General features: G+C 60.6%; 22 protein-coding genes. 8 read left to right on the forward strand and 14 right to left on the reverse strand.

All coding sequences use genetic code 11. From position 1 onward, the window contains the following. Nucleotides 1-3: 3 nt before the first annotated feature. From SLW75_RS10880 to SLW75_RS10900, 5 genes are all read right to left on the reverse strand, one after another. Complete coding sequence (locus SLW75_RS10880; protein WP_065989906.1) at nucleotides 4-429, reverse strand: hypothetical protein; 426 nt, start codon at nucleotides 427-429, stop codon at nucleotides 4-6. Beyond that, nucleotides 426-5,102: an RHS repeat-associated core domain-containing protein gene (locus tag SLW75_RS10885; RefSeq protein WP_410934460.1), complete on the reverse strand. Its 4,677-nt coding sequence runs from the start codon at nucleotides 5,100-5,102 to the stop codon at nucleotides 426-428. Before SLW75_RS10885 ends, SLW75_RS10880 begins: the two co-directional genes overlap by 4 nt. A 427-nt stretch (nucleotides 5,103-5,529) precedes the next feature. Next, nucleotides 5,530-6,312, reverse strand: coding sequence for an OmpA family protein (locus SLW75_RS10890; protein ID WP_192132222.1), 783 nt, complete (start codon nucleotides 6,310-6,312; stop codon nucleotides 5,530-5,532). A gap of 48 nt (nucleotides 6,313-6,360) precedes the next feature. Beyond that, nucleotides 6,361-6,786 carry a DUF4398 domain-containing protein gene (locus SLW75_RS10895; protein WP_192132220.1) on the reverse strand — a complete coding sequence of 142 codons (426 nt, stop codon included), beginning with the start codon at nucleotides 6,784-6,786 and terminating at the stop codon, nucleotides 6,361-6,363. Between the two features lie 287 nt (nucleotides 6,787-7,073). Further along, nucleotides 7,074-7,409, reverse strand: coding sequence for a pilin assembly protein (locus SLW75_RS10900; RefSeq protein ID WP_065989900.1), 336 nt, complete (start codon nucleotides 7,407-7,409; stop codon nucleotides 7,074-7,076). 240 nt (nucleotides 7,410-7,649) lie between these two features. Between SLW75_RS10900 and ppc the strand changes: the two genes are divergently transcribed. From ppc to SLW75_RS10930, 6 genes are all read left to right on the forward strand, one after another. Further along, entirely contained in the window at nucleotides 7,650-10,286 is a 2,637-nt protein-coding gene (ppc, locus tag SLW75_RS10905; RefSeq protein ID WP_410934461.1) for a phosphoenolpyruvate carboxylase, read from the forward strand. Nucleotides 10,287-10,569: 283 nt separating this feature from the next. Next, complete coding sequence (gene adk, locus SLW75_RS10910; protein WP_065989893.1) at nucleotides 10,570-11,217, forward strand: adenylate kinase; 648 nt, start codon at nucleotides 10,570-10,572, stop codon at nucleotides 11,215-11,217. A gap of 89 nt (nucleotides 11,218-11,306) precedes the next feature. After that, nucleotides 11,307-11,981, forward strand: coding sequence for a tRNA (adenosine(37)-N6)-threonylcarbamoyltransferase complex dimerization subunit type 1 TsaB (gene tsaB, locus SLW75_RS10915; RefSeq protein ID WP_065989891.1), 675 nt, complete (start codon nucleotides 11,307-11,309; stop codon nucleotides 11,979-11,981). A 217-nt stretch (nucleotides 11,982-12,198) separates the two neighbouring features. Continuing rightward, nucleotides 12,199-12,489: a hypothetical protein gene (locus SLW75_RS10920; RefSeq protein ID WP_065990261.1), complete on the forward strand. Its 291-nt coding sequence runs from the start codon at nucleotides 12,199-12,201 to the stop codon at nucleotides 12,487-12,489. Beyond that, on the forward strand, nucleotides 12,486-13,358 hold the full coding sequence (locus SLW75_RS10925; RefSeq protein ID WP_410934462.1) for a DUF72 domain-containing protein: 873 nt from the start codon (nucleotides 12,486-12,488) through the stop codon (nucleotides 13,356-13,358). The genes SLW75_RS10920 and SLW75_RS10925 overlap by 4 nt, the downstream gene beginning before the upstream one ends. A gap of 49 nt (nucleotides 13,359-13,407) precedes the next feature. Further along, entirely contained in the window at nucleotides 13,408-14,106 is a 699-nt protein-coding gene (locus tag SLW75_RS10930; protein WP_410934463.1) for an extensin family protein, read from the forward strand. 45 nt (nucleotides 14,107-14,151) lie between these two features. Here SLW75_RS10930 and SLW75_RS10935 read toward each other — a convergent pair whose 3' ends face one another. Continuing rightward, on the reverse strand, nucleotides 14,152-14,781 hold the full coding sequence (locus SLW75_RS10935) for an energy transducer TonB (RefSeq protein WP_192132208.1): 630 nt from the start codon (nucleotides 14,779-14,781) through the stop codon (nucleotides 14,152-14,154). Nucleotides 14,782-14,879: 98 nt separating this feature from the next. Here SLW75_RS10935 and SLW75_RS10940 point away from each other — a divergent pair, with 98 nt between their 5' ends. After that, nucleotides 14,880-15,671: a class I SAM-dependent methyltransferase gene (locus SLW75_RS10940; protein ID WP_410934464.1), complete on the forward strand. Its 792-nt coding sequence runs from the start codon at nucleotides 14,880-14,882 to the stop codon at nucleotides 15,669-15,671. 130 nt (nucleotides 15,672-15,801) lie between these two features. Next, entirely contained in the window at nucleotides 15,802-16,890 is a 1,089-nt protein-coding gene (locus tag SLW75_RS10945; protein WP_065989880.1) for a catalase family protein, read from the forward strand. Between the two features lie 231 nt (nucleotides 16,891-17,121). Here SLW75_RS10945 and SLW75_RS10950 read toward each other — a convergent pair whose 3' ends face one another. From SLW75_RS10950 to SLW75_RS10985, 8 genes are all read right to left on the reverse strand, one after another. Next, complete coding sequence (locus tag SLW75_RS10950) at nucleotides 17,122-17,751, reverse strand: TetR/AcrR family transcriptional regulator (RefSeq protein ID WP_410934465.1); 630 nt, start codon at nucleotides 17,749-17,751, stop codon at nucleotides 17,122-17,124. After that, complete coding sequence (locus tag SLW75_RS10955) at nucleotides 17,748-18,437, reverse strand: DUF4197 domain-containing protein (RefSeq protein WP_065989878.1); 690 nt, start codon at nucleotides 18,435-18,437, stop codon at nucleotides 17,748-17,750. Before SLW75_RS10955 ends, SLW75_RS10950 begins: the two co-directional genes overlap by 4 nt. Nucleotides 18,438-18,476: 39 nt before the next feature. Continuing rightward, nucleotides 18,477-18,875: a YbaY family lipoprotein gene (locus tag SLW75_RS10960; RefSeq protein WP_192132199.1), complete on the reverse strand. Its 399-nt coding sequence runs from the start codon at nucleotides 18,873-18,875 to the stop codon at nucleotides 18,477-18,479. 48 nt (nucleotides 18,876-18,923) lie between these two features. Further along, nucleotides 18,924-21,416: a glycerol-3-phosphate 1-O-acyltransferase PlsB gene (plsB, locus tag SLW75_RS10965; protein WP_410934466.1), complete on the reverse strand. Its 2,493-nt coding sequence runs from the start codon at nucleotides 21,414-21,416 to the stop codon at nucleotides 18,924-18,926. Between the two features lie 97 nt (nucleotides 21,417-21,513). After that, nucleotides 21,514-21,891 carry a hypothetical protein gene (locus SLW75_RS10970; protein WP_065989871.1) on the reverse strand — a complete coding sequence of 126 codons (378 nt, stop codon included), beginning with the start codon at nucleotides 21,889-21,891 and terminating at the stop codon, nucleotides 21,514-21,516. A 65-nt stretch (nucleotides 21,892-21,956) separates the two neighbouring features. Further along, a complete protein-coding gene (locus SLW75_RS10975) occupies nucleotides 21,957-22,766 on the reverse strand; it encodes a putative RNA methyltransferase (RefSeq protein ID WP_410934467.1) in 810 nt (269 codons plus the stop codon). After that, nucleotides 22,766-23,917 (reverse strand): succinyl-diaminopimelate desuccinylase, encoded by a 1,152-nt coding sequence (dapE, locus tag SLW75_RS10980; protein WP_410927882.1) that lies wholly within the window; start codon nucleotides 23,915-23,917, stop codon nucleotides 22,766-22,768. The genes SLW75_RS10975 and dapE overlap by 1 nt, the downstream gene beginning before the upstream one ends. Nucleotides 23,918-24,020: 103 nt before the next feature. Then, entirely contained in the window at nucleotides 24,021-26,609 is a 2,589-nt protein-coding gene (locus tag SLW75_RS10985) for a glycosyltransferase family 2 protein (RefSeq protein ID WP_192132191.1), read from the reverse strand. Between the last annotated feature and the right edge of the window lie 43 nt (nucleotides 26,610-26,652).

Below are 26,652 nucleotides of genomic sequence, written 5' to 3' on the forward strand. Positions count from 1 at the left end.
ATATTAAACGAGACCGTTCCCTATAGTCTTTATTTTTCTCTCATCAAGATTAAGCCTAGCTACGCTTGCGACATCTTCGTCCTTATCTGTTAGCAATCGCTCTAAGATAGCGATTGGTGTCTTTCTATTCGCGGCTATCGCCACCCTCACAACATCGCTAACGTCTTTAGATAGCATTTCAAACATCGCTAGGGATAATTTCCGTTTTCTCGCGACAGACTGCCTGATAGTGCTGTCAAAAATACAAAGTTCTTCAAGTATTTCCAGAGGTACGGTTTTGTTGTGCGAAACCCATCGCCTATAGTTTGGGTACTTGATGATGATCTCGCGCCAGACAGATATTGGAGCTTCTTCCATCGCAGCTCGATCATACTCGTTTTTTAAATCGCTACTTCGTAATGCGATAAATTCTTCAGCAGAATTAATCATTTATTATCCTTGCATTTCAAAGACCTGAAATCGATGTTCTTTCCGATGCCACTTTTGTGCTTGCTCATATGGTCACCATAGATGTCCGCGTCAGCGACCCACGTACCAGTTTTATCGTAAACTTTCCAAGCGCTTTCTCCATGACCTGTTTTATCGATCGACCACCATTGGCTCCATCTCGGATCATAAAAGTATTTCGCATAACCCACGCCACTGACATTACCCTCGCAAACCCGGTCATACCGATTGACCTCCCATTTTTTTCTGCACGCGCGTTTACAGTTTTGATTTGGCTTATCGGACTTAGGCTTCCGCCCCGGCCCGACGGTCGAACTTGCCAGGCCTAACGGATCGACCCAACTGATTGAGTTGGGCCCGTATTGGTAGATGTTCAGTCCACCCAGATACCCAATCGGGTCTTCGCTGATGAAGCGCCCGACCCTTGGATCATAGTATCGATGCCGGTTGTAGTGCAGGCCGGTTTCGTGGTCGTGGTATTGGCCTTGGAAGCGGATCGGGTTGGTCAGGCCGACTTGTTGGGCGAACTCCGAACGGTTTTCCTGTGCTTCGCCCCACGCTTTGTATTGCGCGCTCCAAGCGGTGTGGCCGTTCTGGTCGGTGATTTCCTGAGGGGTGCCGAGATGGTCGCATTGGTACCAGACCAACGCATCAATCGGCAGCGCCACCGGTTTGTAGTTCCACAGCGGGTCTTCTTTGAAGTTGTAGCGACCTTCGTATGCCGGCTGGCTGACGAGACGAATGGTTTCGTGTCGGATCGCTTGGGCCACGGGAACGAAGGTGCCGGGTTCGTGGATGTAATGAACCGTGCGGCCGAGTGCGCCGGCGTACGGCGGAGGGCTGCTCTCCCAAGCCAGATTGTCGCCATCCCAGCCGTACAGCGTGAAGCCGCAGCCCAGTTCGCGTTCTTTGCGGGCGTGTTCGTTTTCGTTCCAGCCGGTGCCGGCTTCGGGACGAGGTCGGTAGTGGGCTTTTGAGAGTTTGTAGAGGCGACGTCCCAATGGGTCGTAGCCGAAGTCGACGGTGAGGCGCGGATCTCGGAAGTGCACCAGACGATCGAAGAGGTCCCAGTGCAGCTCGCTTCGCAATCCATTGGTCCAGCGCTTTGTCTGGTTGCCGCGTTCGTCGTATTCGTAGTGGTTGCCGGCGTAGTCGCGCAGCAGGTTGTCGACGAGTTTGTGGCGGACAGGTTCGGGGTCGAGTGGACGGCGGACGGGTGCTGCGCTGTCGTCGAGCAGGTTACTCGCGGGATCGAAGGCGAAGTGCTCCGTGCCGAGGCGACTCGTGGCGGCGAGCAGGCGGCTGACGGGATCGTATTTATAAGCAAGAGAACCGCGACGGCTGTCGTTGATGTCGGTGAGCTGCCCGGCAGCGTCGTAGGTATACGCGCGTTTAATGAGTGTGGCTTTGTCGTCTGCTAGGCCCAGCAGTTGTTCTTGGAGGCGTCCTGCTGGGTCCCAGTTTTGGGTTTGCAGGAGTTGGTTGCCCTGATAACGGGCGACTTCGCGGTGAAGATCATCGCGCTCGTAGCTCAGCAGCTCGTGCTCGTCGAGCTTCAGACCGAGCAGATGACCGCTGCCGTAGGTCAGCCAACTGACGCGGTGGCCGTCCGGGCGAATGGTGGCAACGCGGTTGTTGAGGGCGTCGTACTCGTGCTGCCAGACCGCAACCAGGGGTTTATCCAGATTCGAGTAATGCTGATGTTCGCGCAGCAGATTGCCGGCCGGGTCATGAAACCATTGCAGCTTGCTGACGGCGTTGGTCGCCATGACCAGATGGCCATTGCCGTCGTAGGCAAAGGTTTCGCTCTGGAACTGTTCGCCGAGGGTGGCGCGGCGCTCGGTCAAGCGGCCCATCGGGTCGAAGGTCAGTGCGATAGTGCGTTGGCCGTTAACCGTTTGAGCAAGCCGTCCTGTTTCCGAATCGTACTGATAGCGAGTCGAGCGGTTGTCGAAGCCGCGTTCTTCCAACAGCCTGCCGACCGGGTCGTAGTGAAAATGCGCGCTGCGTTCGTTTTCGTTTTCCAGCGCGATTAACCGGCCGAGCTTGTCCCAGCGGTAGCGCAGGCTTTGCTCTGCGGCGTCGACGCGTTCAGCGATAAAGCCGGCAGCGTTATAGCGCCAGGTGGTGCAGCGTTCGAGACCATCAGAATGAGCCAGCAAACGACCTTCGGCATCGCGGCTAAAACGTTCTTCGGTTTTGTCCGGATGCTTGATCAGCACTAACTGACCTAACTTGTACTCGTAGGTCGTGCTGTGCCCGGCCGGATCGGTAAAGCGGATCATCTGGCCGCGATCGTCGTACTCCCAATTGCTGGTTTTCCCCGAGCAATCGACGTATTTCAACAACTGGCCGGCGGCGTTGTACTCAAGTTTCTTGGTATTCCCGTTAGCGTCCTTGATCGCCGTAGGAAGACCGAACTTGTTGTAGGCGTATTCGGTGATGTTCTCTAAAGGATCGATCGCCTCAACCAGATTTCCACGAAGGTCATAGTCCCGCTTCCAAAGACCACCCTCGCCATCGCTGATCTTGATCAGATGGCTTTTGTCGTCGTAGGCGTAATTCATCACGCTGTGATCAGCGCGAGTGTGCTCGGTGAGATTGCTTAGCTTGTCGTAGCGATAGCGATCCGTGCTGCCGTCGGTGTGGACGTGGCGGATGATGTTCTTCGCCGCGTCGCGGAAGAACCATTCCGAGCGCCCGTCGGCGTGGCAGATGCGATAGGTGTAACCGAGGCCGTCGTAGTAATGCCGGGTTTCATGACCCAAAGCGTCAGTGACGTAGGTCAGGCGGATGTTTTCATCCCATGCCAGTCGCGTGTCGAAACTGCCATCGTCGGCCCATTCGCGCACGGCCTTAGCGTTGGGGCCGGAGCCTTGCCATTGCAGGTTCAAACCACGATTGGTGCGGTCGGTGTAGCGAGTGATCAGGTGATTTTGATACTGATAACGCCAGGCCGAGCCGTTCTCGTCCTGGGCCAGAACAAGGTCACCAAAATCATCGTACTGATACGCACACAGTTGGCGTTTGACGTCGCCATCACGAACTTCCCAAAGTCCCGTCAGCCGCCCCTGATCGTCGATCAAGGTGCCCAGGCGCAGATGGACTTTGTTTAGATCTTTCTCCGAGTAAGTCACCAATTCGGAGAGCACCAACTGCCCATCATACCGATGCTCGTGATGCAGCATGACCCCGGCGCCGTTGGGCAAAACCTTGTTGATCAGAACAAAACGGTCACCCCGCCGAACATAGGTTTCCCTGTGCTCAAGCCCGCGCATCAGCAACAGCCGATCCTTGCTGAGGCGAATGACGGTCAGATTTTCAATGGCGTCGAAGTGAAAAAGTTTGACCTTTGGAAGAGGGAATTCATGACTGCGCCCATCGGCGTCATGAAACACCAAGCCCTCATCAACGCGGTCAAACCGAGTGGTAAACGGCGTTATCCAACGCGCGCCGATGATGTCCTGATCGTAAGCATCCAGACTCGAGCAATAAGTCCGCGTCCACTCAATCGGAAACGGCCCCGGCAGGCTGAAATCGGTATGACTGAACGACTCCGAGCCCACCGCAAAACTGATGCTGTTGCCCGTAGCAGCACAGGCACAGTTTTTCTGCTCATTGGGCAGGGCCTTGGCAGGTTTCTCGAACTGAACAGCCTCCAGCTTGCCTTCACCCGCTTGGCGTTTAGCCTGATTAACCACCCCTGGCTTGATGTTGAACGACTGGCCATGCCCATTGCGCGAGCGCCATGCGACTACCGCACCTGCCAATGTCTGCAGTAACGACCCAATCGAGTTCTGAAGGCCAGGATCCGCCAGACGACTAATCTGATCCCGAAGCTCCGGGCCCATTGCGCGCAACGAACCTGCATGTCGGAGCACCTGCTCTTTCAGCGCTTCGGGCACGAAATATTCGGCAGCACCGTTAACAGCGCCCTTGCCCGCAGCCATGCAAACATCCGCAGCGGCCGCAAAAATGTTGCCGATGGCCGCCTGATGATCGTAGGCCCAAAGATCCCCAGCGGCCTGAACCAACTGCTCCGCTTCCAGCAAATCAGCGTTGGCGTCCAGCTTCGGGTCGACCAGCTTCTCCAGGCCGGTAGCGAGCTGAAGAAGCACCTCTTCACCGAGCTTCCCCGCATCGTCAAGAATCCCGGGGAGCCTGGCCTGCGCCTGTGGCACAAAGTCATCAAGGGTCCCGACAATGGTGGCGTTGAGGTGCCCGATCAAAATCTCGATCAGCACGTCACTCACCACCAATTTCCCGGTCCGACGTATCTCCTGGCGCACCAGAAAGAGCATTGGCCGCAGGCTCATCCGTGCGGCTGCCATTTTCGGCGGGCGTGGCAGCACTCCGATCAGGTTGATGCCCAAACTGACCCAGTCCAGCGGATCGCGCTCCGAGCTTGTAGAAAGCCGGACGATGTCATTCAGCGCATCGACGAGCGCCATGATGTTGCCCACCACCGGCAGTCCGCCCGCCTCGGCCTTGATTCGCTCGAGCGTGACGACCCCGCCGCTGATCTCCTGCAGCCAGGCATCGACATTGGCCGCGCCGGCCCCGACGTCCTCAAGCTGGATCTGATCAAGCGGCACAACCGCCACTTCAGGTCCGCGTTTCTCGCCACCAACGGGCGGATTTAGGGGGGTCGCCAAGGATGCTCTCCGTGCTCAAATAACCATCCGAAAAGGCGTGAATGCCGAACCGGGGGGACGGAGATATCAAGGGCTGTGCCAGCTATAAACTAAGTAAGCAAATTCAATAGCTTAAGAGGACAAACAGCAGGTTTGAGCGAACGCCAAACCCGATAACAAAGAAAAAGTGCGCAAGAAGTTGCGCACCCCCTGCGCAATGTCTTGCGCACTCGCCTACACGCCACAAACCACGTGGCCTCCAGCCGGTCAACCACCCCGTTTCCAACAAACGAGTGCGCAACTTCTTGCGCAGTCCCCAAAAACGGGGCTCAACCAGTTCTCCCTAAAAGCACCTCATCCCAACCCCATCCGGAGAAAAACGCCGGCCACAAAAAAGCCCCGCCTGTCTCGCAACAGGCGGGGCTCTTCATGTACCGCTACAACCGCATCACTTCATCGAAGAGCGCGGTGCAACTGGCTGGTTGTCGTTGGAAATGGTCACTTCCACGCGACGGTTCATGGCACGGCCCGAGGCGCTGGCGTTGTCAGCCACCGGGTATTCCTTGCCGTAGCCCTGAGCCACGATACGCTCCGGACCTACACCCATTTTGACCAGGGCCATGCGCACGGAGTTGGCGCGACGCTCGGACAGCGAGTCGTTGTAGGCAGCGGAGCCGGTGCTGTCGGTGTAGCCCTCAACGATGACCTTGCGATCAGGGTTTTCGGACAGGAACTGGGCCAGCTTGTTGACGTTGACCAGACCGGACGACTTCAGCTCAGCCTTGTTCAGGTCAAACAGCACGTCGCCGAACGTTACCAGCGTACCGCGCTCGGTCTGCTTGGCGTTCAGGCTGTTCTGCAAGGCCTTGATCTGAGCATCACGAGCATCCAGACGCGCTTGTGCACGTTGGGCTGCAGCGCCTTTCAGATCGTTTTCAGCGGTCTTCAGGTTGATGGTCTGCTTGGCCAGCTCGACGCGCTGGTTGGTCAGATAGGCGAGCTGATCGACCTTCTTCTGGTCATCGTTGTTGCGGTACGCGGCGTCTGCCTTGTCCAGCCACTCGCTGGCGTCTTTGGTTTCCAGCGCAGCCAGTTCAGTGGCTTTAGGGTTGCTTTGCAGCGCGGAGTAGTTGGTGCGGGCTTGTTCGAGATTCACGTTCGGCTGCGACGAGCACGCCGCCAGACCAACGCTCAGAGCCAGCAGGGCAGGAATAAGTACTTGTTTACGCATAATATTTTCGTCCTTTAACTCAATGGCCAATGCTTGAACTGCGAAGCGTTACTGTGTGACAGGCTGAACCTGACGCATGCCTTCTTCACGCAGCTCATTGACGCCCTGACGAGCATCCTGCACCGCTTTCTGTGCCTTCGCGGCCTGAGCCTTACGCTCGGCTACACGGGCATCCCACTCGGCCTGCTCGGCGTATTTACGAGCTTCGTCGTATTTCTTGTCCTGCATGGCCAGTTCGGCTTGCTTGAACTTGTCCTGAGCGGACTTCATTTCAACGGCAGCATACTCGGTAGCGCCGGCGGTGACGGCGGCGTTGACGGCCGACTGGGTCACGGCGTACTGCTCGCTTGGAGGATTGCCCGCGCAACCAGCCAGAAGAACGCTGGTGCCCAGCGCCAGTGCAGCCATCTTCAGCCCGCGCAGGCGATTGAACGTTGGTTTGGCAGTGCTGGTGTTCATGGTGGTCAACTCCATTTCTTAACTCCTGAAAACTGGTTGTTCCATTTCAGCAGCAGCCCACGCGGATGGATGGTGTTACGTCGCTTCCGCTGTCATCTGACGGCTTTACTGGAATGGCTAACTGCTCCGACCGCTGCGTTTTTTGAATAGTTCAGACATTTTTTTAAACTTGCGGTCAGCTTTTGTTACGTGTTGTAAAATTGACGCTCGAAAAATGGCGGGGTTTTGTCCGCCGGATTACTGGCCCGGTGCGGCCTGTACAGAATTTTGCCGGGCCACAAAAGACGTCATAGTTGCAATCGTCACAGGTCTTCCCGATCGGAGATTTCCTGGAGATGGTGTCTCGAAAGCTCGAGAAACCTTGGCGTCGGGCCAACGTCTTCGTAAAGCGGATTGCCTTCCTCGTCGGTGGCGACGACCTGCTGACCGCGCACGTACGGAAAACTCGCCTCCAGTTCTTCCAGCGCGGCGCCGATCAGCTCGCCCAGCAACTCCTCAGGCGTGCGCTTGGGGTACATCTCGGCGATCGCCGCAAGCCGCGCGGCAGCCTCCACGTCCAAATGAATAGCGTAGGCGGTCTCGGTCAGACGGCCTTTGGCGTTCTGTTCCCACTGTTCGGCGAGTTCTCGGATTTTCATACATACCTCATCGGTTCCCGCGCGAGGGCGGGCATTGGACGTGGAGAGCCACGGTGAAGCGTGACTGAGACGGGCTTCCCCGGCGGTGAAAGTGCGTCGAGGGTTGCGTAGGGACATCAATTTGTCGCTCTATACACACCAATAGAAACGAAACCCCGCAGGGCGTTCCGTTCGGCAGCAGCGAATGGACCCCCGCAAGGACTCGCCGGTAAAAACAACAAGGCTTAAGGAGAGGGCTGGATGGCTGATATCGATGCACGATTGCGCGAGAATGTTCACCTGCTGGGTGAGCTGTTGGGCAACACCATTCGTGATCAGCACGGCGGTGATTTTCTCGAGAAGATCGAGCGCATCCGCAAAAGCGCAAAGGCTGATCGCCATGCGTCGACACAAGGCACCGAGCAGCTTAGCTCCAGTCTTGAAGGCCTGGGTGAGGATGAATTGCTGCCGGTGGCACGTGCGTTCAACCAGTTTCTCAACCTGGCGAACATCGCCGAGCAATATCAGCTGATCCATCGTCGCGATGACGGCAAGCCGCAGCCGTTTGAGTCCCGCGTGTTGCCCGAGCTGCTGGAACGCCTGAAGCAGGCCGGGCAGACACCCGAAGCGCTGGCGCAGCAATTGACCACGCTGGAAATCGAACTGGTGCTGACCGCCCACCCGACCGAAGTCGCGCGGCGCACGCTGATCCAGAAGTACGACGCTATCGCTGCGCAACTGGCCGCGCTCGATCATCGCGACTTGAATCGCCACGAGCGGGAGCAGATCACCGAGCGTCTGCAGCGACTGATTGCCGAAGCGTGGCACACCGAAGAAATCCGCCGCGTCCGTCCCACGCCTGTCGACGAGGCGAAGTGGGGGTTTGCGGTCATCGAAAATTCCCTGTGGCAAGCAATCCCCAACTACCTGCGCAAGGCCGATCAGGCGCTGCACGCCGCGACCGGTCTGCACCTGCCGCTGGAGTCGGCGCCGATTCGCTTCGCTTCCTGGATGGGCGGTGACCGCGACGGCAACCCCAACGTGACAGCTGCCGTCACCCGCGAGGTGCTGCTCCTGGCGCGCTGGATGGCCGCCGACTTGTACCTGCGTGATGTCGATCAACTGGCCGCCGAACTGTCGATGCAGCAGGCCAGCCCGGCGCTGATGGAAGCAGCGGGTGACAGCGCCGAGCCTTACCGCAGTGTGCTCAAGCAACTGCGTGAGCGGCTTCGGGCCACGCGCAATTGGGCTCACGCCTCACTGAGTGTCACCCAGGTCGCACCGGTAGACGTGCTGCACGAAAACCGCGAGCTCGTTGAGCCGCTGAAGCTGTGTTTCGACTCGCTGCACCAATGCGGCATGGGCGTCATCGCCGATGGCCCCTTGCTCGATTGTTTGCGTCGCGCGGTGACCTTCGGGCTATTCCTGGTGAAGCTCGACGTGCGTCAGGATTCCACGCGGCACAGCTCGGCCATGAGCGAGATCACCGAATACCTGGGGCTCGGCCGCTACGACGAGTGGGATGAGCCGACGCGCGTCGACTTCCTGCTGCGAGAACTGGACAACAAACGGCCGCTGCTGCCTGCGCATTTCAGCCCTGAAGCGGACACCGCCGAAGTGTTGGCGACCTGCCGTGAAGTCGCGGCTGCGCCGGCGGCTTCGCTGGGTTCCTACGTGATCTCCATGGCCGGCGCGGCCTCCGATGTGCTCACCGTTCAACTGTTATTGAAGGAAGCCGGGCTGCAACGATCCATGCGCGTGGTGCCGTTGTTCGAAACCCTCGCCGACCTGGACAACGCCGGGCCGGTCATCGAGCAGCTCTTGAGCATTCCTGCCTATCGCCGAAGCCTGGAAGGTCCGCAGGAAGTCATGATCGGCTACTCGGATTCGGCCAAAGACGCCGGCACCACGGCTGCGGCCTGGGCGCAGTACCGGGCGCAGGAAAAACTGGTTGAGATCTGCCGCGCCCAAGAGGTCGAGCTGCTGCTGTTCCACGGTCGCGGCGGTACGGTTGGTCGTGGCGGCGGCCCCGCACATGCGGCGATTCTGTCGCAGCCACCGGGCTCGGTGGCGGGGCGTTTCCGCACCACCGAGCAGGGTGAGATGATCCGCTTCAAGTTCGGCCTGCCGGACATCGCCGAGCAGAACCTCAACCTTTATCTCGCTGCAGTGCTGGAAGCCACGTTGCAACCGCCACCGATGCCGCAACCGACGTGGCGTCAGGTGATGGATGAACTGGCGGCAGATGGCGTGAAAGCCTACCGCGCCGTGGTTCGGGAAGACCCGGAGTTCGTCGAGTACTTCCGTCAGGCCACGCCGGAACAGGAGCTGGGCCGCTTGCCACTGGGCAGCCGTCCGGCCAAGCGCCGCGAAGGCGGGGTGGAAAGCCTGCGCGCGATTCCGTGGATTTTCGCCTGGACCCAGACGCGCCTCATGCTGCCCGCCTGGCTGGGCTGGGAAAACGCGTTGAGCAAGGCGCTGGAACGCGGTCAGGGTGATCTGCTCGCCGAGATGCGTGAGCAATGGCCGTTCTTCCGCACCCGCATCGACATGCTGGAAATGGTGCTGGCCAAGGCCGACAGCGACATCGCCCAGCTCTACGACGAGCGCCTGGTGGAGCCGAAACTGCTGCATTTGGGGACGCATTTGCGCGGCCTATTGTCGCAGGCGTGTGACGTCGTGCTGGGCCTGACAGGTCAGTCCCGACTATTGGCCCACAGCCCCGAAACGCTGAAGTTCATCAGCCTGCGCAATACCTACCTCGATCCTCTTCATTTATTGCAGGCAGAGTTGCTGGCGCGTTCGCGTCAGCAGGAGGCGAGTCTGGACAGTCCGCTGGTGCAGGCGCTGCTGGTGTCTGTCGCAGGCATCGCCGCCGGGTTGCGCAACACCGGCTGACGGGCAGGCAGGCCGGCCGAATGAACACGACCCCTTTCATTCGGCCGGACCTGTGGCGTCGTGGCCGCTGCGGCGTCACCCCGTTGCACGAGGTCTCACCCTTGCGCAGATCGATGCCAAGCTACTGGTTTTTCGCGGGTTACTGCGACTTTCGGCGTCTTGTGCGCCATGAATCGGCTGTGTATCTTGATCAGCCTTTGGCCGTTGGGTCAGTAAAATTTTGCGATTGGCCCCATTTAGGCGAATCCGACGATATCTCTATAAAAATTTGAGGAGCACAACAATGCGCGTGATTCTGCTGGGAGCTCCCGGGGCCGGCAAAGGTACTCAGGCAAAGTTCATCACTGAGAAATTTAACATTCCGCAGATTTCCACCGGCGACATGCTGCGCGCTGCGGTCAAGGCCGGTACTGAACTGGGCCTGCAAGCCAAAAGCGTCATGGACAGCGGCGGCCTGGTCTCCGATGACCTGATCATCGGCCTGATCAAGGATCGCCTGTCCGAGCCTGATTGCGCTGGCGGTTGCCTGTTCGACGGCTTCCCGCGCACCATTCCTCAGGCTGAAGCCCTGAAGAAAGCCGGCCTGGCCATCGATCACGTCATCGAGATCAAGGTCGACGACGAAGAGATCGTCAAGCGCATCTCCGGTCGCCGCGTTCACGAAGGCTCCGGTCGCGTTTACCACACCTTGTACAACCCGCCTAAGGTTGAAGGCGTGGATGATGTCACTGGCGAACCACTGGTTCAGCGCAAGGACGACGTCGAAGCCACCGTTCGCCATCGCCTGTCGGTCTACCATTCGCAGACCAAGCCGCTGGTGGAGTTCTACACCAAGCTGCAGGCTCAGGACGGGACGCCGAAGTGCAGTCACATCGAAGGCGTGGGCTCGGTCGAACAGATCACCGCCAAGGTGCTTGAAGCCCTGAGCTGATTCGAACTCAAGGCATTGAACAACGGCCCGCTTGCGGGCCGTTGTTGTTTATAATGCGGCACTTTTTTCGCACAACGATGGAAACCCCGATGACCACCTTGCTGGCCCTGGACACCGCCACTGAAGCCTGCTCAGTCGCTTTGCTGCATGACGGCAAAGTGCTGACTCACTACGAGGTGATCCCGCGCCTGCACGCGCAAAAGCTCCTGCCGATGATCAAGGACCTGCTGGCCGAGGCGGGCATCGGCTTGTCGGCGCTGGACGCCATCGCTTTTGGGCGTGGGCCGGGTGCGTTCACCGGCGTGCGCATTGCCATCGGTGTGGTTCAGGGGCTGGCCTTTGGTCTGGATCGTCCAGTGCTGCCGGTCTCCAACCTCGCGGCGTTAGCGCAGCGGGCCTTTCGCGAGCGGGGCGCCACTCAGGTCGCGGCCGCCATCGACGCGCGGATGGACGAAGTCTATTGGGGCTGCTACCGCGAAGTGGCAGGGGAGATGAGGCTGACCGGTGAAGAGGCCGTCATGCCACCCGAAATGGCCACTTTGCCGAGCGGTGCGACGGGCGACTGGTTCGGGGCGGGCACCGGCTGGGGTTATGCCGAGCGCATTGCCGCCGGTGTCAGTGCCCATGACGCCACGCTGTTGCCCCACGCGCAGGACCTGCTCACCCTCGGCACCTTCGCCTGGCACCGGGGCGAAGCCATTGTTGCCGACGACGCCCAGCCGGTTTACCTTCGGGATAAAGTCGCCACACCCAAGGCGCGGTGAGGGCGATACCCTGTCTCACAGGCAGTCGTGAATAAGTCGCACCACGCCCGATCTGCGACCCAGGTCACACTGTTCATGACCGTTCAGCGATAAAACCGCATAAAATTCAGGCTGCTTTAAACAATTCGCAATAAGTGTGGTCTAGTTATCGTTCGCATGTTTGCTTAATAGCCAGCTGCGAGATTAAATTGCCACTATCAAACGCCGAGTAAGCATGATGCGAATCACCGGTCCTTCACCACGTACCTACCCGATCAAGCGCAAGCTTCGCAAGGATTCTGCGGCGCTGGAAGGCTCGTTCGAGGAAGTGAACGAGGAGATCGAGGTGAACCCGCAAGTGGCCCGTCGCCAGACCGGGACCACAGCCAACGTGCCCGCGCGTCAGCAAGACATTATCTTCCCCCGTGCCATGAGCACCCGCGTCGCCCACGCGCTGAGCAGCTATCTGATGACCTCGACCTTCGTCGACTGGGACCTCGAAGTTGCCGGGCTCGATCTTCACGTTTGAACCTCGCTCATCCGCCTTACTACATTGGTTGTCCGTCCTGGAGCGAAAAAGCCTGGCGTGAATCGCTGTATCCGCCGGATGCCCTTGACCTGGAATTACTCGGGTTGTATGCGCAGGTCTTCAACGCCGTCGAGGGCAACACCACGTTCTACGCACGCCCCAAGCCTGAAATCGTTCAGCGCTGGGCGGACGCTTTGCCTGAGCATTTCCGCTTCTCTGCAAAAATCCCCCGCGACATCAGCCATGCTGGCGACCTGCGTGAGCACCTGGTCGCGGTAGAGGATTTCCTGCAACTGCTTGCGCCGCTGGGATCGAGGCTTGAACCGCTGTGGCTGCAGCTGTCGGCCAGTTTCGGTCCCCATCGGCTGAATGAGCTAGGCGCTTTCATTGATGCACTGGAAGGCCGGCCATTGGCGGTGGAAGTGCGCAACATGGCGTTTTTCACCAAAGGCGAGGACGAACGTCAGCTCAACCGCCTGTTGCTCGACCGCGGCGTCGAGCGTATCTGCCTGGATTCCCGGCCGCTGTTCAGCTGCGTTTCCAGTGAGCCTGCCGTTCTTCATGCACAGTCGAAAAAGCCCAAGGTGCCACCGCGTCCGGCGGCGCTGACGTCCTTCCCCCAGGTGCGCTTCATTGGCGGGCCGGATGAGGCGATCAACGAAGGCTTCATTGTGCAGTGGGCGGAAAAGGTGGCCGGCTGGATCGAGGAGGGGCGCACGCCTTCGGTGTTCCTGCACACGCCTGACAACATCGCCTCGCCCCAACTGGCCCGTCGTTTTCACCATCAGCTCATGACCCTGCTGCCGGGGCTGCCCGACCTGCCGGAGCTGGATCGCGGTCGACAAGTGGAGCAACTCGGGCTGCTCTGAGGTCGAGATAGGGTGGACTCATCCCTCCGTCAGACGAGAACCTTCCGGCATGCGCGGCTCGACCCTCTTTCTTCTACTGATTTTGATGAGCGCAGCGGTTGCGGTGTCGATCTGGCGTGGCTGGTTGCCTGTCGCCGACCGCTGGAACCCGTGGGCCCCGCTGAATGTGCGGGACGAGCCCAACCTCCTTACACCTTTCAAACTCTGGCGATTGCAGGAGGATCCGGCGTTGTGCGACCCCGCGCTGCAAACGTCGACCCTGCGCTACACGCACCAGGCCGACAGCGCCGCCGACGCCAAATGCCCGCTCACCAACACCCTGCGTATCCAGGGCGGCGACATCGCGCTGAGCAGCAGCTTTCTGTCCAGTTGTCGTCTGGCAGTGGCGTATGCGCTGTTCGATATTCATCAATTGCAGCCAGCGGCCCAGGCGGTATTCGGGCAAAAGGTCGCCCGGATCGATCACCTTGGCAGCTTCGCCTGCCGCAACATCTACAACCGCAGTGAAGGCCGACTGAGCCAGCACGCTACCGCCAACGCGCTGGACATCGCCGGGTTTCGACTGGCAGACGGGCGCAGGATTTCGGTGCTCAAGGACTGGAAAGACGAGGGCGAGGAGGGGCGTTTTCTGCGATTGGTGAGGGATGGCGCCTGCCAGCAGTTCAATACGGTGCTGAGCCCGGAGTACAACGCTGCGCACCGAAACCACTTTCACCTGGACATGGGACGCTGGCGGGTGTGTCGCTAGGGGAGGCGAGCGAGGTTGTGTGCTGCGCTGGGTTGCGGCCTGGCGTCAGGCAGCGATACGAAGGTTTTGAAGCACAATCGGCCGCGCCCAGCCGTTATCGAAGGCCAGATGACGCTGCTGCTCGGTCATCTCTTCAGCGCTGAAGGGTGTGGCGGGCTTGTCGGCCAAGTCCCATTCAAACTCGGCAATCGGCAGGAACAGTGGGCGAGGCTGAGGGCCCGGGCCGGGTTCAACGCTGTCATCGTAGGGGTTGAGCACGGTTGGGCGGACCCAGGTGTCATCGAATTCGAGGTTGCGCTGCTGCTCGATCATTTCCATCGCGGTGAACGGCTTGGCCGGCTTGTCGGCAAGATCCCATTCGAACTCGGCGATCGGCAGGAACAAAGGCTCCGGCGGCGCGATTTCCTTGTCCTGAACCGGGCATTCACGCTGCTCGACGATCTTGTCCAGTGCGGTGGCGCCGGCCACCGGCTCGCCGGTCAGACTGTCATTCGTGGCAACGGCGCTGTATTCGGGCGCTGTGCCGGCGTTGTCATCGACCTGTTGAGCCATCGCACGGGCAAACGCATCCTGCCAGAGCTGCGTAACGCCGCTCAGGGTTTGGGTATTGCGTACGCTGTAGTCGCCTGCGTACGTCAAATAGCCTATCGAGGAGGTTTGCTGAATGTCTGACATAAGCGCTCAGTACAGCCCGTGGGTCTGGCAAAATGCCGGATACTTTTGTTATCGGCAGATGTTGCCAATCATTAAGAATATTTGAGCGCGTAGAGACAATGACTGAGCAGCACGCGGGCAGCCGCATTCGGGTCGACAGCCTGACCCCCGACGGGCAGGACACCGCCGCGCAGTGGGCGCAGCGACTGGGTTTGCCGCTGGACGACGCCAACGCGGATTTCGCCCTGCAAGTGGCCGAAGATGGCCTGCAATTGCAGCAACTGGGTGACGACGCACCGGGCCCGGTCCGAGTGGATTTCCTCGAAGGCAAGGCGGCCCATCGGCGTCTGTTTGGCGGCGGCAGCGGGCAGATGATCGCCAAGGCCGTGGGTATTCAGCCGGGCGTACGGCCTCGGGTGCTGGATGCCACGGCAGGGCTGGGCAAGGATGCGTTCGTGCTGGCGAGTCTGGGCTGTGAAGTGAGCCTGATCGAGCGGCAGCCGATTATCGCCGCGCTGCTCGAAGACGGCCTGGCGCGCGGTGCGAGGGATCTGGACGTGGGCGGGATCATCGCGCAGATGCGCCTGTTGACCGGCAACTCGATCGACCTGATTCGGCAATGGGAAGGCGAGCCGCCCCAAGTCATCTACCTTGATCCGATGTTTCCCCACCGGGAAAAGACCGCATTGGTGAAGAAGGAAATGCGCCTGTTCCGGCCTTTGGTGGGCGACGACATGGACGCCCCGGCACTGTTGGCTGCGGCGCTGGCGCTGGCCAGCCACCGCGTTGTCGTCAAACGCCCGCGCAAGGCACCGTGCATCGAAGGGGCCAAGCCGTCTTACGCGCTGGACGGCAAATCCAGCCGCTACGACATTTACCCGATAAAGGCGCTGAAGAACGCGCGGCCGTGAAATTCATGCGATTCGATGAACCCGGCAATCATCGGCGCAGTCATCTGCTGTGCCGATGCCAGAAAAGCCACCCTATGAGTGTGCGCTCATCGGAGCCAAACCTGACCTGATCCGTAGCCGGAGATAACCGATGAGCGCTTCCACGTTGTCCGTGACCCCCTTGCCGTTCGAGCCGCAGTTCGAGCAGATACCCGATGACGAGGCTCAGACGAGCAAAGAGCTGGCTGAGGCCATGCACAGTATTCTGGAAACCACCTACGAAGATGGCGGCCATGCCATACGCAGCGTGCATGCCAAAGCCCACGGCTTGCTGCATGGGCAAATCCGCATTCTGGATAATCTGCCGCCCGAGCTGGCCCAGGGTGTCTTTGCGCATCCCGGCACGCTGGACGTGAAGATGCGCTTTTCCACCAATCCAGGTGATCTGCTCGACGACAAGGTGTCGACGCCACGCGGTCTGGCCATCAAGCTGGTCGGTGTGCAGGGCGCACGCTTGCCGGGCAGTGAAGGCCAGGTCACCCAGGACTTCGTGATGCAGAACGCCAAGGCGTTCACGGCCGCCACGCCCAAGGATTTTCTCAAGACGCTGAAGCTGTTGGCCAAGACCACCGACAAAGTGCCCAACATGAAGAAAGCGCTGTCGGCCTTCTTCCGCGGTCTGGAGTCGGTGGTTGAAGCTGTGGGCGGGGAGAGTGGAACGCTCAGGTCACTGGGCGGGCACCCGATGACCCACCTGCTCGGGGAGACCTATAACAGCATCGTGCCGTTTCTCTATGGCCGCTACTACGCCAAGCTGAGCGTGGTGCCTGTGTCCCCTGAACTCACCGCGTTGACCGACCAGAAGGTGGACCTGAATGGCCATCCGGACGGCTTGCGGGAAGCGGTGCGCAGTCACTTTGCGAGCAAGGGAGGGGTCTGGGACGTGCGTATCCAACTCGCCACCGACCTTGAAAAAATGCCGATTGAAGATGCTTCGGTGGAATGGTCCGAAGAGCTGAGCCCGTTCGTGACGGTTGCCCGTATCGAGGTGCCGCTTCAGGACAGCTGGTCAGACGAACGCCAGCAGGAAATCGACGAGGGTATGGCCTTCAGCCCTTGGCACGGCGTGGTTGAACATCGTCCACTGGGCGGCGTCATGCGGGTGCGCAAGCCGTCCTACGAGCTTTCCTCAGGCTTCCGCGCCAGCCACAACGGCTGCCCGATGCACGAGCCTCGCTGATAGATCCGAAGTCGGTCCCACTGCGCGCGAGGTGTTGTAGGACCGGCTTCAGCCGGGAAGAGGCCGGTGTGATCACCATCAGATTTGTGGTGTGACGCCTGACGCATTCCCGGCTAAAGCCGGTCCCACAATATTGGCCGGGCGCCAGTATCCGCGGATGCACGCTCTGCGTTCAGTGGGACCGGCTTCAGCCGGGAATAGGCCGGTGCGCGCGCCATCGAATCTACAGCCTTAAACCCGATACGCTTTCAAGAACAGCGCCACCACGTCCCTGGCGTGGTGGTCGGCAGCTCGCTCGTCCGGTATTTCCCCGGTGCCGATGAGAAGCCTGAAATGATGCACGCCTTTGATCAAACTCAAAAAATGCCCCGCCGCATCAAGCGGCGATTCGAAATGCAGGCCGTTTTTCCCGCTCAGCTTGCGAAGGAACCGCTCAAGCTCGTGCAGGACTCGCTGCGGTCCTGCTTCGAAGAACACCTGTGTCAGCGATGATGCCTGAGGCCCCAACGCGATGATCAAACGGTTCAGGTCGATGGACTCCGGGCTGTTGATCAGCGTTTGAAACCCTCTGGCAATACCCAGCAATACTGTTTCAACGGGCTCATCAACCGGCACATCCACGAACAACCCCGGCACCTGTTCCTCGCAGCGAGCAACCACGGCGCAGGAGAACAAAGTCTCCTTGTCGGTGAAGTGGCTGTAGACCGTGAGCTTGGAGACCCCGGCCTCAGCGGCGACGGCGTCCATGCTGGTGTTGGCGTAACCGTTGCGGATGAACAGGTTTTTGGCGGCTTCGAGAATGGCCTGGCGCTTGGCCAGATCCTTGGGGCGGCCGGGTCCGGCGGGGGCGCTTGCCTTCACAGCGCGCCGAACACTTTCTTCGCCAGACCGGTCGCCGCCGCTGCCGGGTTGGCGCGAATGCTTTCTTCCTGTTTGGCGATCATTTCGAACAGGCCGTTCAACGCCTTCTCGGTGACGTAGCCTTCGATGTTCGAGCTCTTCGCGTCCAGCACGCCCAGCGTCGCGGCCTGACCGGCGAAGGCGTTGTATTTCTGCGCCAGCCCGACTTTGTCAGTGGCCTGCTTGACGATGGGCAGAAATTTGGCGCGGATCTGTTCGCGGCTGGAAGTGCTCAGGTACTGGGTGGCCGAGTCCTTGCCGCCGCTGAGGATGGCTTTGGCGTCGGACACACTCATTTTCTTCACGGCATCGACCAGCAACGTCTGCGCCTGGGGCATCGCCGCTTCCGCCGCCTGATTCATGCTGGTTTCCAGCTGGTCGACCTGCGCGCCCATGCCGAACTGTTTCATCTTCTTGGCGACCTTGCCCAGGCTGCCCGGCAGCTCGATGCGCACATCCTTGTTATTGGAAAATCCGCCGGGCACGCCCAGTTGCTTGACGGCGACCTGGGTGCTCTGGGTGAGGGCGTCCTTCAACCCGCCGGTGGCGTCCGATTGCGACAGATCATTGAGCGACAACGCGAAGGCACTGGCCGACAACAGCAGGCCGGCGCACACGCCAGTGAACGAGAGGGAGCGACGCAACATGGGTAATGTCCTTTTCAACGGTCTGTGATCCACGCCCGATTAACGGGCCGGGCTCAAACGAATTTTGACGGGCGGTTTTTCGTCCAGCGTCAGGTCCACCGTGTAGCGCTCGGTGCTGATCATCAGCAACTTGCCGTCCACTTCGATGCGCGCGCTGACCGAGTAAGTGTGACCCGGCTGGACCTGCTTCTGATCGTAGGTCAGCTGAAACGGCAGCGGCACCTGGCCTTTGATCGGGCCGTTCTGGCTGGCGAGGATCTGCGCGGGCGCGTCTGCCAGCGTCACGTCCTGCAGCGAGACCTTCAGCGTAGCGGTTGGCGGAAGCGCCATGCGCTGCAGGTAAAACACTTCGCCGTCCACCGAGCCCGGCAGGTTGTCCGGCGTATGGGCGCAAGCGGCCAGCACAGTGGTCATGAGGGTGAGCAGGATGTGTTTCATGTGATGTTCCTTGTCAGGTGAAACAGGTGAGAGGGCGTGCGTCGTCGCTCAGGCGATCGGCGCGTCCCCAATGACTTCATCGCTGCGATGCAACGCCACCTGGCGGATCGACAGCCTGATTTCCGCTGGCAATACGCGCTTGGCGGCGCCTTCGGCCAGATCTCCCAACATATCGTGATAGCTCAACTTGCCTGCCGCGTCGGTGCGCAGAACGCCCTGATCCAGCAGCGTCTGAATGAAATGCCGGAACAGGCTCTTGTCGAAAAACTCCGGCGCATTCAGGCCGTGCAGGATCGACAGCCGCTGGGCCATCGTCGTGCACAACTCCTCGAGCCCTTCGGCGGTGAGCGTGTGCTGACCGCTGTTGAGCAGCAGGGAAATCGCCATGTAGAAACGCTGCAAAGTCTGGGCAATCGCCCGCGACAGCACCGTCAGCATCACAAAAGCGCGGGAGCTCGGCGCCGGGCGCAGGTACACGCCGTTCTCGAATCGCAGCAGGCCCTGTTCGACAAATGCCGCCAGCCACTGATCGATGACCTCGTCCAGATCGTCCAGCGACCAGCGGATGAACAGCTCCGATTGCAGGTACGGGTACAGCGCATGCGTATACCGCAGAATCTGTTCGCGGCTCATGCGTGACGAGCTCTGGAAGAAGCAGGCCAGCAACGAGGGCAGCGCAAAGATGTGCAGCACGTTGTTGCGGTAGTACGTCATCAGGACGGCATTCTGCTCGTCCAGATACAGAATCTTGCCCAGCGCATCGCTGAGTTCCGAGAGCAGGTTCATGCCTTTGACGTGCGCGATGAGCGCCCGTCCATCGCCGTCCGGCAGCGTGGTATGGGGCGAGTAGGGCACGGTGCGTAACAGCGTCAGGTACAGATCCAGCACCCGCGCCAGGGCTTGATCGTCCAGTGCGTGTTTGGCTGTCGACAGCAACGCCAGCGCCACCAGATTCACCGGATTGATCGCCGCCGCTTCGTTCAGATGGCGTGCCACGCGTTCGCCCAGACGGTGGGTGGTCTCGTTGAGCCAGGCCGGTTTGAACACCGGGCCCAGTTCCTGGGTGCGCCAGTCCGGCTGCTCATGGTCGAGAAACTCGGTCAGCTTGATCGGCTCACCGAAGTTGACCGAGACCTGGCCGAAGCGCTGCTTCAGCGCGCCAATGACTTTGAAAATGTCGAAGATCGACTCTTTCTTCTTCGCCGCACCGCGCAGTTCGCCCAGGTAGGTCCGGCCTTCCAGCACGCGTTCGTAACCGATGTACACCGGCACGAACACGATGGGCATGCGCGAGTTGCGCAGGAAACTGCGCAGGGTGATCGCCAGCATCCCGGTCTTCGGCTGCAACATGCGCCCGGTGCGCGAACGTCCGCCTTCGACGAAGTACTCCACCGGGAAACCTTTGGTGAACAGGGTGTGCAGGTACTCGTTGAACACCGCGGTGTACAGCGGATTGCCCTTGAACGTGCGGCGCATGAAAAACGCGCCGCCGCGACGCAACAGGCCGCCGATCACCGGCATGTTGAGGTTGATCCCGGCGGCAATGTGCGGCGGGGTCAGACCATTCCGAAACAGCAGGTACGACAGCAGCAGGTAGTCGATGTGGCTGCGGTGGCACGGCACATAAATGATCTCGTTGCCCTGGGCGACGTTCTGCACGCCCTCCAGGTGACTGACCTTGATGCCGTCGTAGATCTTGTTCCAGAACCAGCTCAGCACCACTTCCAGAAAACGGATGGCGGTGTAGGTGTAGTCCGAAGCGATCTCGTTGCCGTAGTGCAGGGCTTTTTCACGGGCCTTGGCTTCGGTGATTTTCTCCCGGGCGGCCTCGTCGAGAATGGCCTGCCTGACCAGCGGATCCGCCACCAGCCCTTTAACCAGATGACGACGGTGAGAAAGGTCCGGGCCGATCACGGAGGTCTTCAGGTTGCGGAAATGCACGCGCAGCAGGCGTTGCGCCATGCGCACCGTGCGCTCGTAACCCTTGTTCTGATCGACCAGCTCGCGCAGATGAACCGGCGCCGAGAACTGCACGCGGGTTTTGCGGCCCAGGATCAGAATGGTCACGAAGCGACGCAGACGCCCGGTCACCTTCCAGCTATCGGCAAACAGCAGTTTCCACGGGCTGTCTTCCTTGTCCGGGGACTGGCCCCAGAACACGCTGACCGGAATGATTTGCGCATCTTCCGTGGCATTTTGCGTGACTGCGCCGACCAGACGTTCAAGGGTCGGTGGCGCGCCGCGTTTGTCGTGGCGGCCCAGCCAGTCGGGCTCGGGCGTCAGGTAGAAAAACGCAGCTGGCTCGGTCAGATTGCCAACCGCCACGGACAGCACCGGGCGCGGCAGGCCGGCCTTGCGGCATTCGGTGTCGAGGACGGCAAGGTCGCTCATCGAAGGGTTTTGCAGCGCGTAGAAAACCGGGCGGCTGCGGTCGAGATTGAGGGTGAAAGACGACTGGTTGATCGTCTCCGAGCGCACCCAGAGGTAAAGCAGGCGGCGCACGGTGCCGAATACAAGACGGCGAAACGGAGAACGGGTCATAGAGTTCTGCTGAGAGGGGCGACGCCCGCGAGGCCGCCAGTTTGCCGTATCTGGTGGGGATGGGCAAAGCGGCGCGGGTGCCCGGCGGGATGACGTATCAGGACGTATGCCAGGTGATTTCTTCTTCACCATCAACGCTGATGCGAATCCATTGATCGGCTTCGGCGTCACTCTCTTCCTCGACCCAGGTCCCCGGCGCGCAACGCACTTCGACTTTCAACGTGGCGAAGGCGGCGCGGGCGCAGGCGATATCGTCGTCCCACGGGGTTTTGTCGCTGTCCAGGCACAGGCTGTTCCACTTGCCGACGGCCTTGGGAATCCAGGTCACGGGCACGTCGCCCGCTTGGCATTTCCAGGTCTGGCCTTTCTGTGTCCAGTCGGTGCAAGGGCCGATGTCTGCGGTGAGCCAGGCGGTGATTGCCTTGTGGTCGACGTCAGCGTCTTTCAGGTAAATCTCGATATCGGGTTGGCGCATGGATGCCTCTTGGTTGTGCTGGAAAATCCACTCGCGGATTCAGTCTGTTCGGGTGCTTCAAGCCGTCAATTCAGGACGAAATAATCGTAGCGCATGGACACCGTAACCTCGAACGGCTCGGCCTGATCGACAACGTTCGCGCGGCGTTCGGCACTGGCGCGCCAGCCGTGGGGCGTCATGGCGAGCAGATTGGCGCGGGCCTGGCCGTCCACCAGTGTCAGGGTGAAGCGCAGGGTTTCGCTGTGCTGTAGGCTCATGCCTTCCGGCACCAGCGCCAGGTGCTTGTCATCGCTGTAATCGCGGACTTCGTCGTACAGGCGCTGGCGCAATTCCATCAGGTGATCATTGGTCGGTCCTACACGCATCAGGCCGCCGCCCGGGGACAGCAGACGCTTGGCCTCGGCCCAGTCGAGCGGGCTGAACACGCTGGCGATGAACTGCATGCTCGCATCCGGCAGCGGCACGCGGGCCATGCTGGCAATCAACCAAGTGATCTTCGGGTCACGTTTGCAGGCGCGCTTCACCGCTTCGCGAGAGATGTCCAGCGCATAGCCGTCAGCGTCGGGCAGGCCCTGGGCGATCTGCGCGGTGTAATAACCCTCGCCGCAACCGATGTCGAGCCAATGCGCGGGGGCGCGCTCGGCAGCCAGTTCTGCCAGCCGTTTGGCCACCGGTGCGTAATGCCCCGCGTTGAGAAAGTCGCGGCGCGCCTCGACCATCGCCTGATTGTCGCCAGGGTCGCGGCTGTTCTTGTGCTGCACGGGCAGCAGGTTCAGGTACCCCTGACGGGCGCGGTCGAAGCGGTGCCCGGCCGGGCACACGACGCCGTTATCCGCTGAATCGAGCGGGGCGGAGCAGATCGGGCAAGTCAGCATCAGGCGAGCAACTTGACCAGGGTCTGGTAGTAGATCTCGGTCAGCACGTCGAGATCGCTGGCGAGGATGCGTTCGTTGACCTGATGGATCGTCGCATTGACCGGCCCCAGTTCAACCACTTGGGTGCCGAGGGTGGCGATGAAGCGACCGTCCGACGTGCCGCCGCTGGTCGACGCACGGGTGTCGCGGCCGGTGACGTGTTTGATGCTCGCCGACACTGCGTCCAGCAGCGCGCCCGGTTCGGTGAGGAACGGCAGGCCGGACAGCGCCCATTCCACGTGCCAGTCCAGGTCATGCTTGTCGAGAATAGCGGCCACGCGCTGCTTGAGGCCTTCGACGGTGGATTCGGTGGAGAAGCGGAAATTGAACACCGCCACCAGATCCCCCGGGATCACGTTGGTCGCGCCGGTGCCGGAATTCAGGTTGGAGATCTGGAAGCTGGTGGGCGGGAAGAAATCATTGCCGTTGTCCCAGTGCTCGGCGGCCAGCTCGGCCAGCGCAGGTGCTGCCAGATGAATAGGGTTCTTCGCCAGATGCGGGTAGGCGACGTGGCCCTGAATGCCTTTGACGGTGAGGGTTGCGCCCAGTGAGCCGCGACGGCCGTTCTTGACCACATCGCCCACCAGCGTCGTGCTCGACGGTTCGCCGACGATGCACCAGTCGAGACGCTCCTTGCGCGCCGCCAGACGCTCGACCACCGCTTTGGTGCCGTGGTGGGCCGGGCCTTCTTCGTCGCTGGTGATCAGGTAGGCAATCTTGCCCTTATGGTTCGGGTGGTCGGCAACGAAACGCTCGGTGGCGACAATCATCGACGCCAGGCTGCCTTTCATGTCCGCCGCGCCACGGCCGCAGAGCATGCCGTCTTCGTCGATCAGCGCGCTGAACGGGTCATTCTGCCAGGCCTGAACCGGGCCGGTCGGCACGACGTCGGTGTGGCCGGCAAAACACAGCACCGGACCGTCCTGGCTGCCGTGGGTGGCCCAGAAGTTATCCACATCCTGAATACGCATAGGCTCCAGGGCAAAACCGGCATCGCTCAGGCGTTTCATCATCACGGCCTGGCAGTCGGCGTCCAGTGGCGTGACGGATGGGCGACGGATCAGGTCGCAGGCGAGTTGCAGCGTGGGCGAGAGGTCGGCTGGGGCTGTCATGAAAAGTCCGAGATATTGAGTGAAGGCAAGGCGATAAACCGGCGAATAGCTTAAAGCAAAACGGCGACCCGAAGGCCGCCGTTTAGTACAGCGCCCCATTGTTTCAGGCGGTAGCGGGTTCGTCTGCCGGTTTTGGTTTTGGCAGTGAAGACAGAAACGCCATGATCAGCGCCGCGAGGTACGGCAGCGACTGCACGAGCAGCATGATGACCCAGAAGCGCATGTCGTTGCTCGGCAGGCCCTGCACCAGACAGATGCCCAGCGCGGCGCCCCACAGCATCAGCATGATGAACAGCTCTTCGCGGGCCTCGGAAATCGCCACCAGCAAGCCATGGCTTTCGGCGTTTTTCGGGGTGCGGAAGAACGGGATGCTGGTGGTGAAGAACCCGTACAGCACGGCTTTGGCGATGGTGTGAGACAGCGCCAGCCCCGCGAGGGCCGCATAGAACGCGTCCGTGAGGTTCACGCCCACGGCGCGACGGTAAAGGAAGATGATCTTGCCGACCTTGAAGAAGAACAGCGCCAGCGGCGGGATCGCGAAAATCAGCAGCGGCGGGTCAACCCGGTTGGGCACGATGATCATCGCCGACGACCAGAGCAATGCGCCAACCGTGAAGAAGATGTTCATGCCATCGGCCACCCACGGCAGCCACCCCGCGAGGAAGTGATAACGCTGGCCACGGGTCAGTTCGGTGTCTTTGCCGCGCAGCAGGCTGGCGGCGTGACGCTTGATGATCTGAATCGCGCCATACGCCCAGCGGAATCGCTGCTTCTTGAAGTCGATGAAGGTGTCGGGCATCAGGCCCTTGCCGAAGCTGTTGTGGGCGTACGCCGCCGAATAGCCTTTTTCGAACACGCGCAGGCCCAGCTCGGCGTCTTCGCAGATGCACCAGTCCGCCCAGCCCAGTTCTTCCAGAACCGAGCGACGGGTCATGGTCATGGTGCCGTGCTGAATGATCGCGTCGCGGTCGTTGCGGGTGACCATGCCGATGTAGAAGAAGCCTTTGTATTCGGAGTAGCAGAGCTTCTTGAACGCGCTTTCGTGCTGGTCGCGATAGTCCTGGGGCGACTGCACTACAGCGATTTTCGGATCGGCGAAGTGCGGGACCATGTGCTTGAGCCAGTTGCGATCAACGCAGTAGTCCGAGTCGATCACGGCAATCACTTCGGCGTCCGGCGCGGTGTGCGGGATCAGGTAGTTCAGGGCGCCGCCCTTGAACCCGGCCAGGGGAGCGACGTGGAAAAACTTGAAGCGCGGGCCGAGCATTTCGCAATGGGCCTTGACCGGCTCCCACACGGCGGGGTCCTTGGTGTTGTTGTCGATCAGCAACACTTCGAAATCCGGGTAATCCAGTGCGGCCAGTGCGTTGAGGGTCTGTTTGACCATCTCCGGCGGCTCGTTGTAGCAGGGCACGTGGATAGAGACTTTCGGTCTGTAGGCCGAATCCCCTTCAACGGGCAGGAATTCGCGGCGGCGCTTGTGCGTCCACACCGCTTCGGCCAGTTCGTGCGCCTCGGTCAGCAGCACGATGAAAACACCGAACGCGCCCAGTGCCAGTAAAAATCCTACGAGCAGGCTGAACCAGGTGCTGTATTGCTGACTGTAGTCGTAGCCGATCCACACCAGAACCGAGCCGCACAGGAAGGCGATGAAGGTCAGGAATGTCCGGCCACGCTGACGCAGCGCCGAGCCATCAATCAGCAGCAAGGCGAGGGCCAGCATCGCCAATACCGCCGAGCCGATCGCGAGCACGCGCCACTGCGGGATCGCCACGACCGGGCCTTCGAAATTGAATTTCTGCTGGCGGGCAGCGTTGTAAACGCCCCAATACGCCCCGACAGAGCCTTCGTCGCTGGCTTTCCACGGCTGGTCGAAGGCCTCGATCACGAAGTAGTTGAAGCCCTGACGGTTGAGCTTGTTGACCAGCGTGCGCAGGTAAACCGCTTGATCCGCCTGGGTGGCGTCCGCACCGCCACGCATGTGGCCGTTGCTTGGCCAGCCGACTTCAGAGAGCAGCAGCGGTTTTTTCGGGAACATGCGTTTCAATTCGCGGGCGCGGTCGAGCACGTACTGCCCGGCCTTATCCATCGGGATGTATTCCCAGTACGGCAGGATGTGCGCGGCGACCAGGTCAACGTGCTTGGCCAGTTCCGGGTACTTCTCCCAGATATGCCACTGCTCGGACGTGGTCACCGGGACTTTGACGGCGGCGCGCACGCGGTCGAGGGCGGCCATCAGGTCCTTGGGTTTGATCTCTTCGCGGTACAGCGCTTCGTTGCCGACCACCACGCGAACGACGCTGCGCGAGGTGTTCGCCAGTTCGATCGCCGTGGTGATTTCGCGCTCGTTTCGCTCCAGGTCCGGACTGATCCAGATGCCGAGGGTCACCCGCAGGCCGAACTCCTCGGCCAGCTTGGGGATGTCCTTGAGCGTGCCGTCCACCGAGTAGATACGGATGTTGTCCGTCTGCTTGCTCATCAGCTCCAGGTCCTGACGCATTTCTTCGTCGGACGGGTAGAGATCCTTCTGCGGATTCTGTCCCAGCCGGAAAGGCGAATAGGAAAAGCCGGAGATCTGTTCAGGCCAGTTGGGGGCGGTGACGGGGCGGTTGATCAGCGCCCAGAAGCCGGTAAACAGCGCAGCGATCGCCACGACGACAACGAGGTTGAGTCCAAATTTACGCGATGACATAGGTGCTTCAGGTTCCAAAAGGGGAACGGGGAGGAGTGACAGG

Origin of the sequence: Pseudomonas sp. W5-01, from assembly GCF_046540435.1 — a bacterium.
Classification (GTDB): Bacteria; Pseudomonadota; Gammaproteobacteria; order Pseudomonadales; family Pseudomonadaceae; genus Aquipseudomonas; species Aquipseudomonas graminis_B.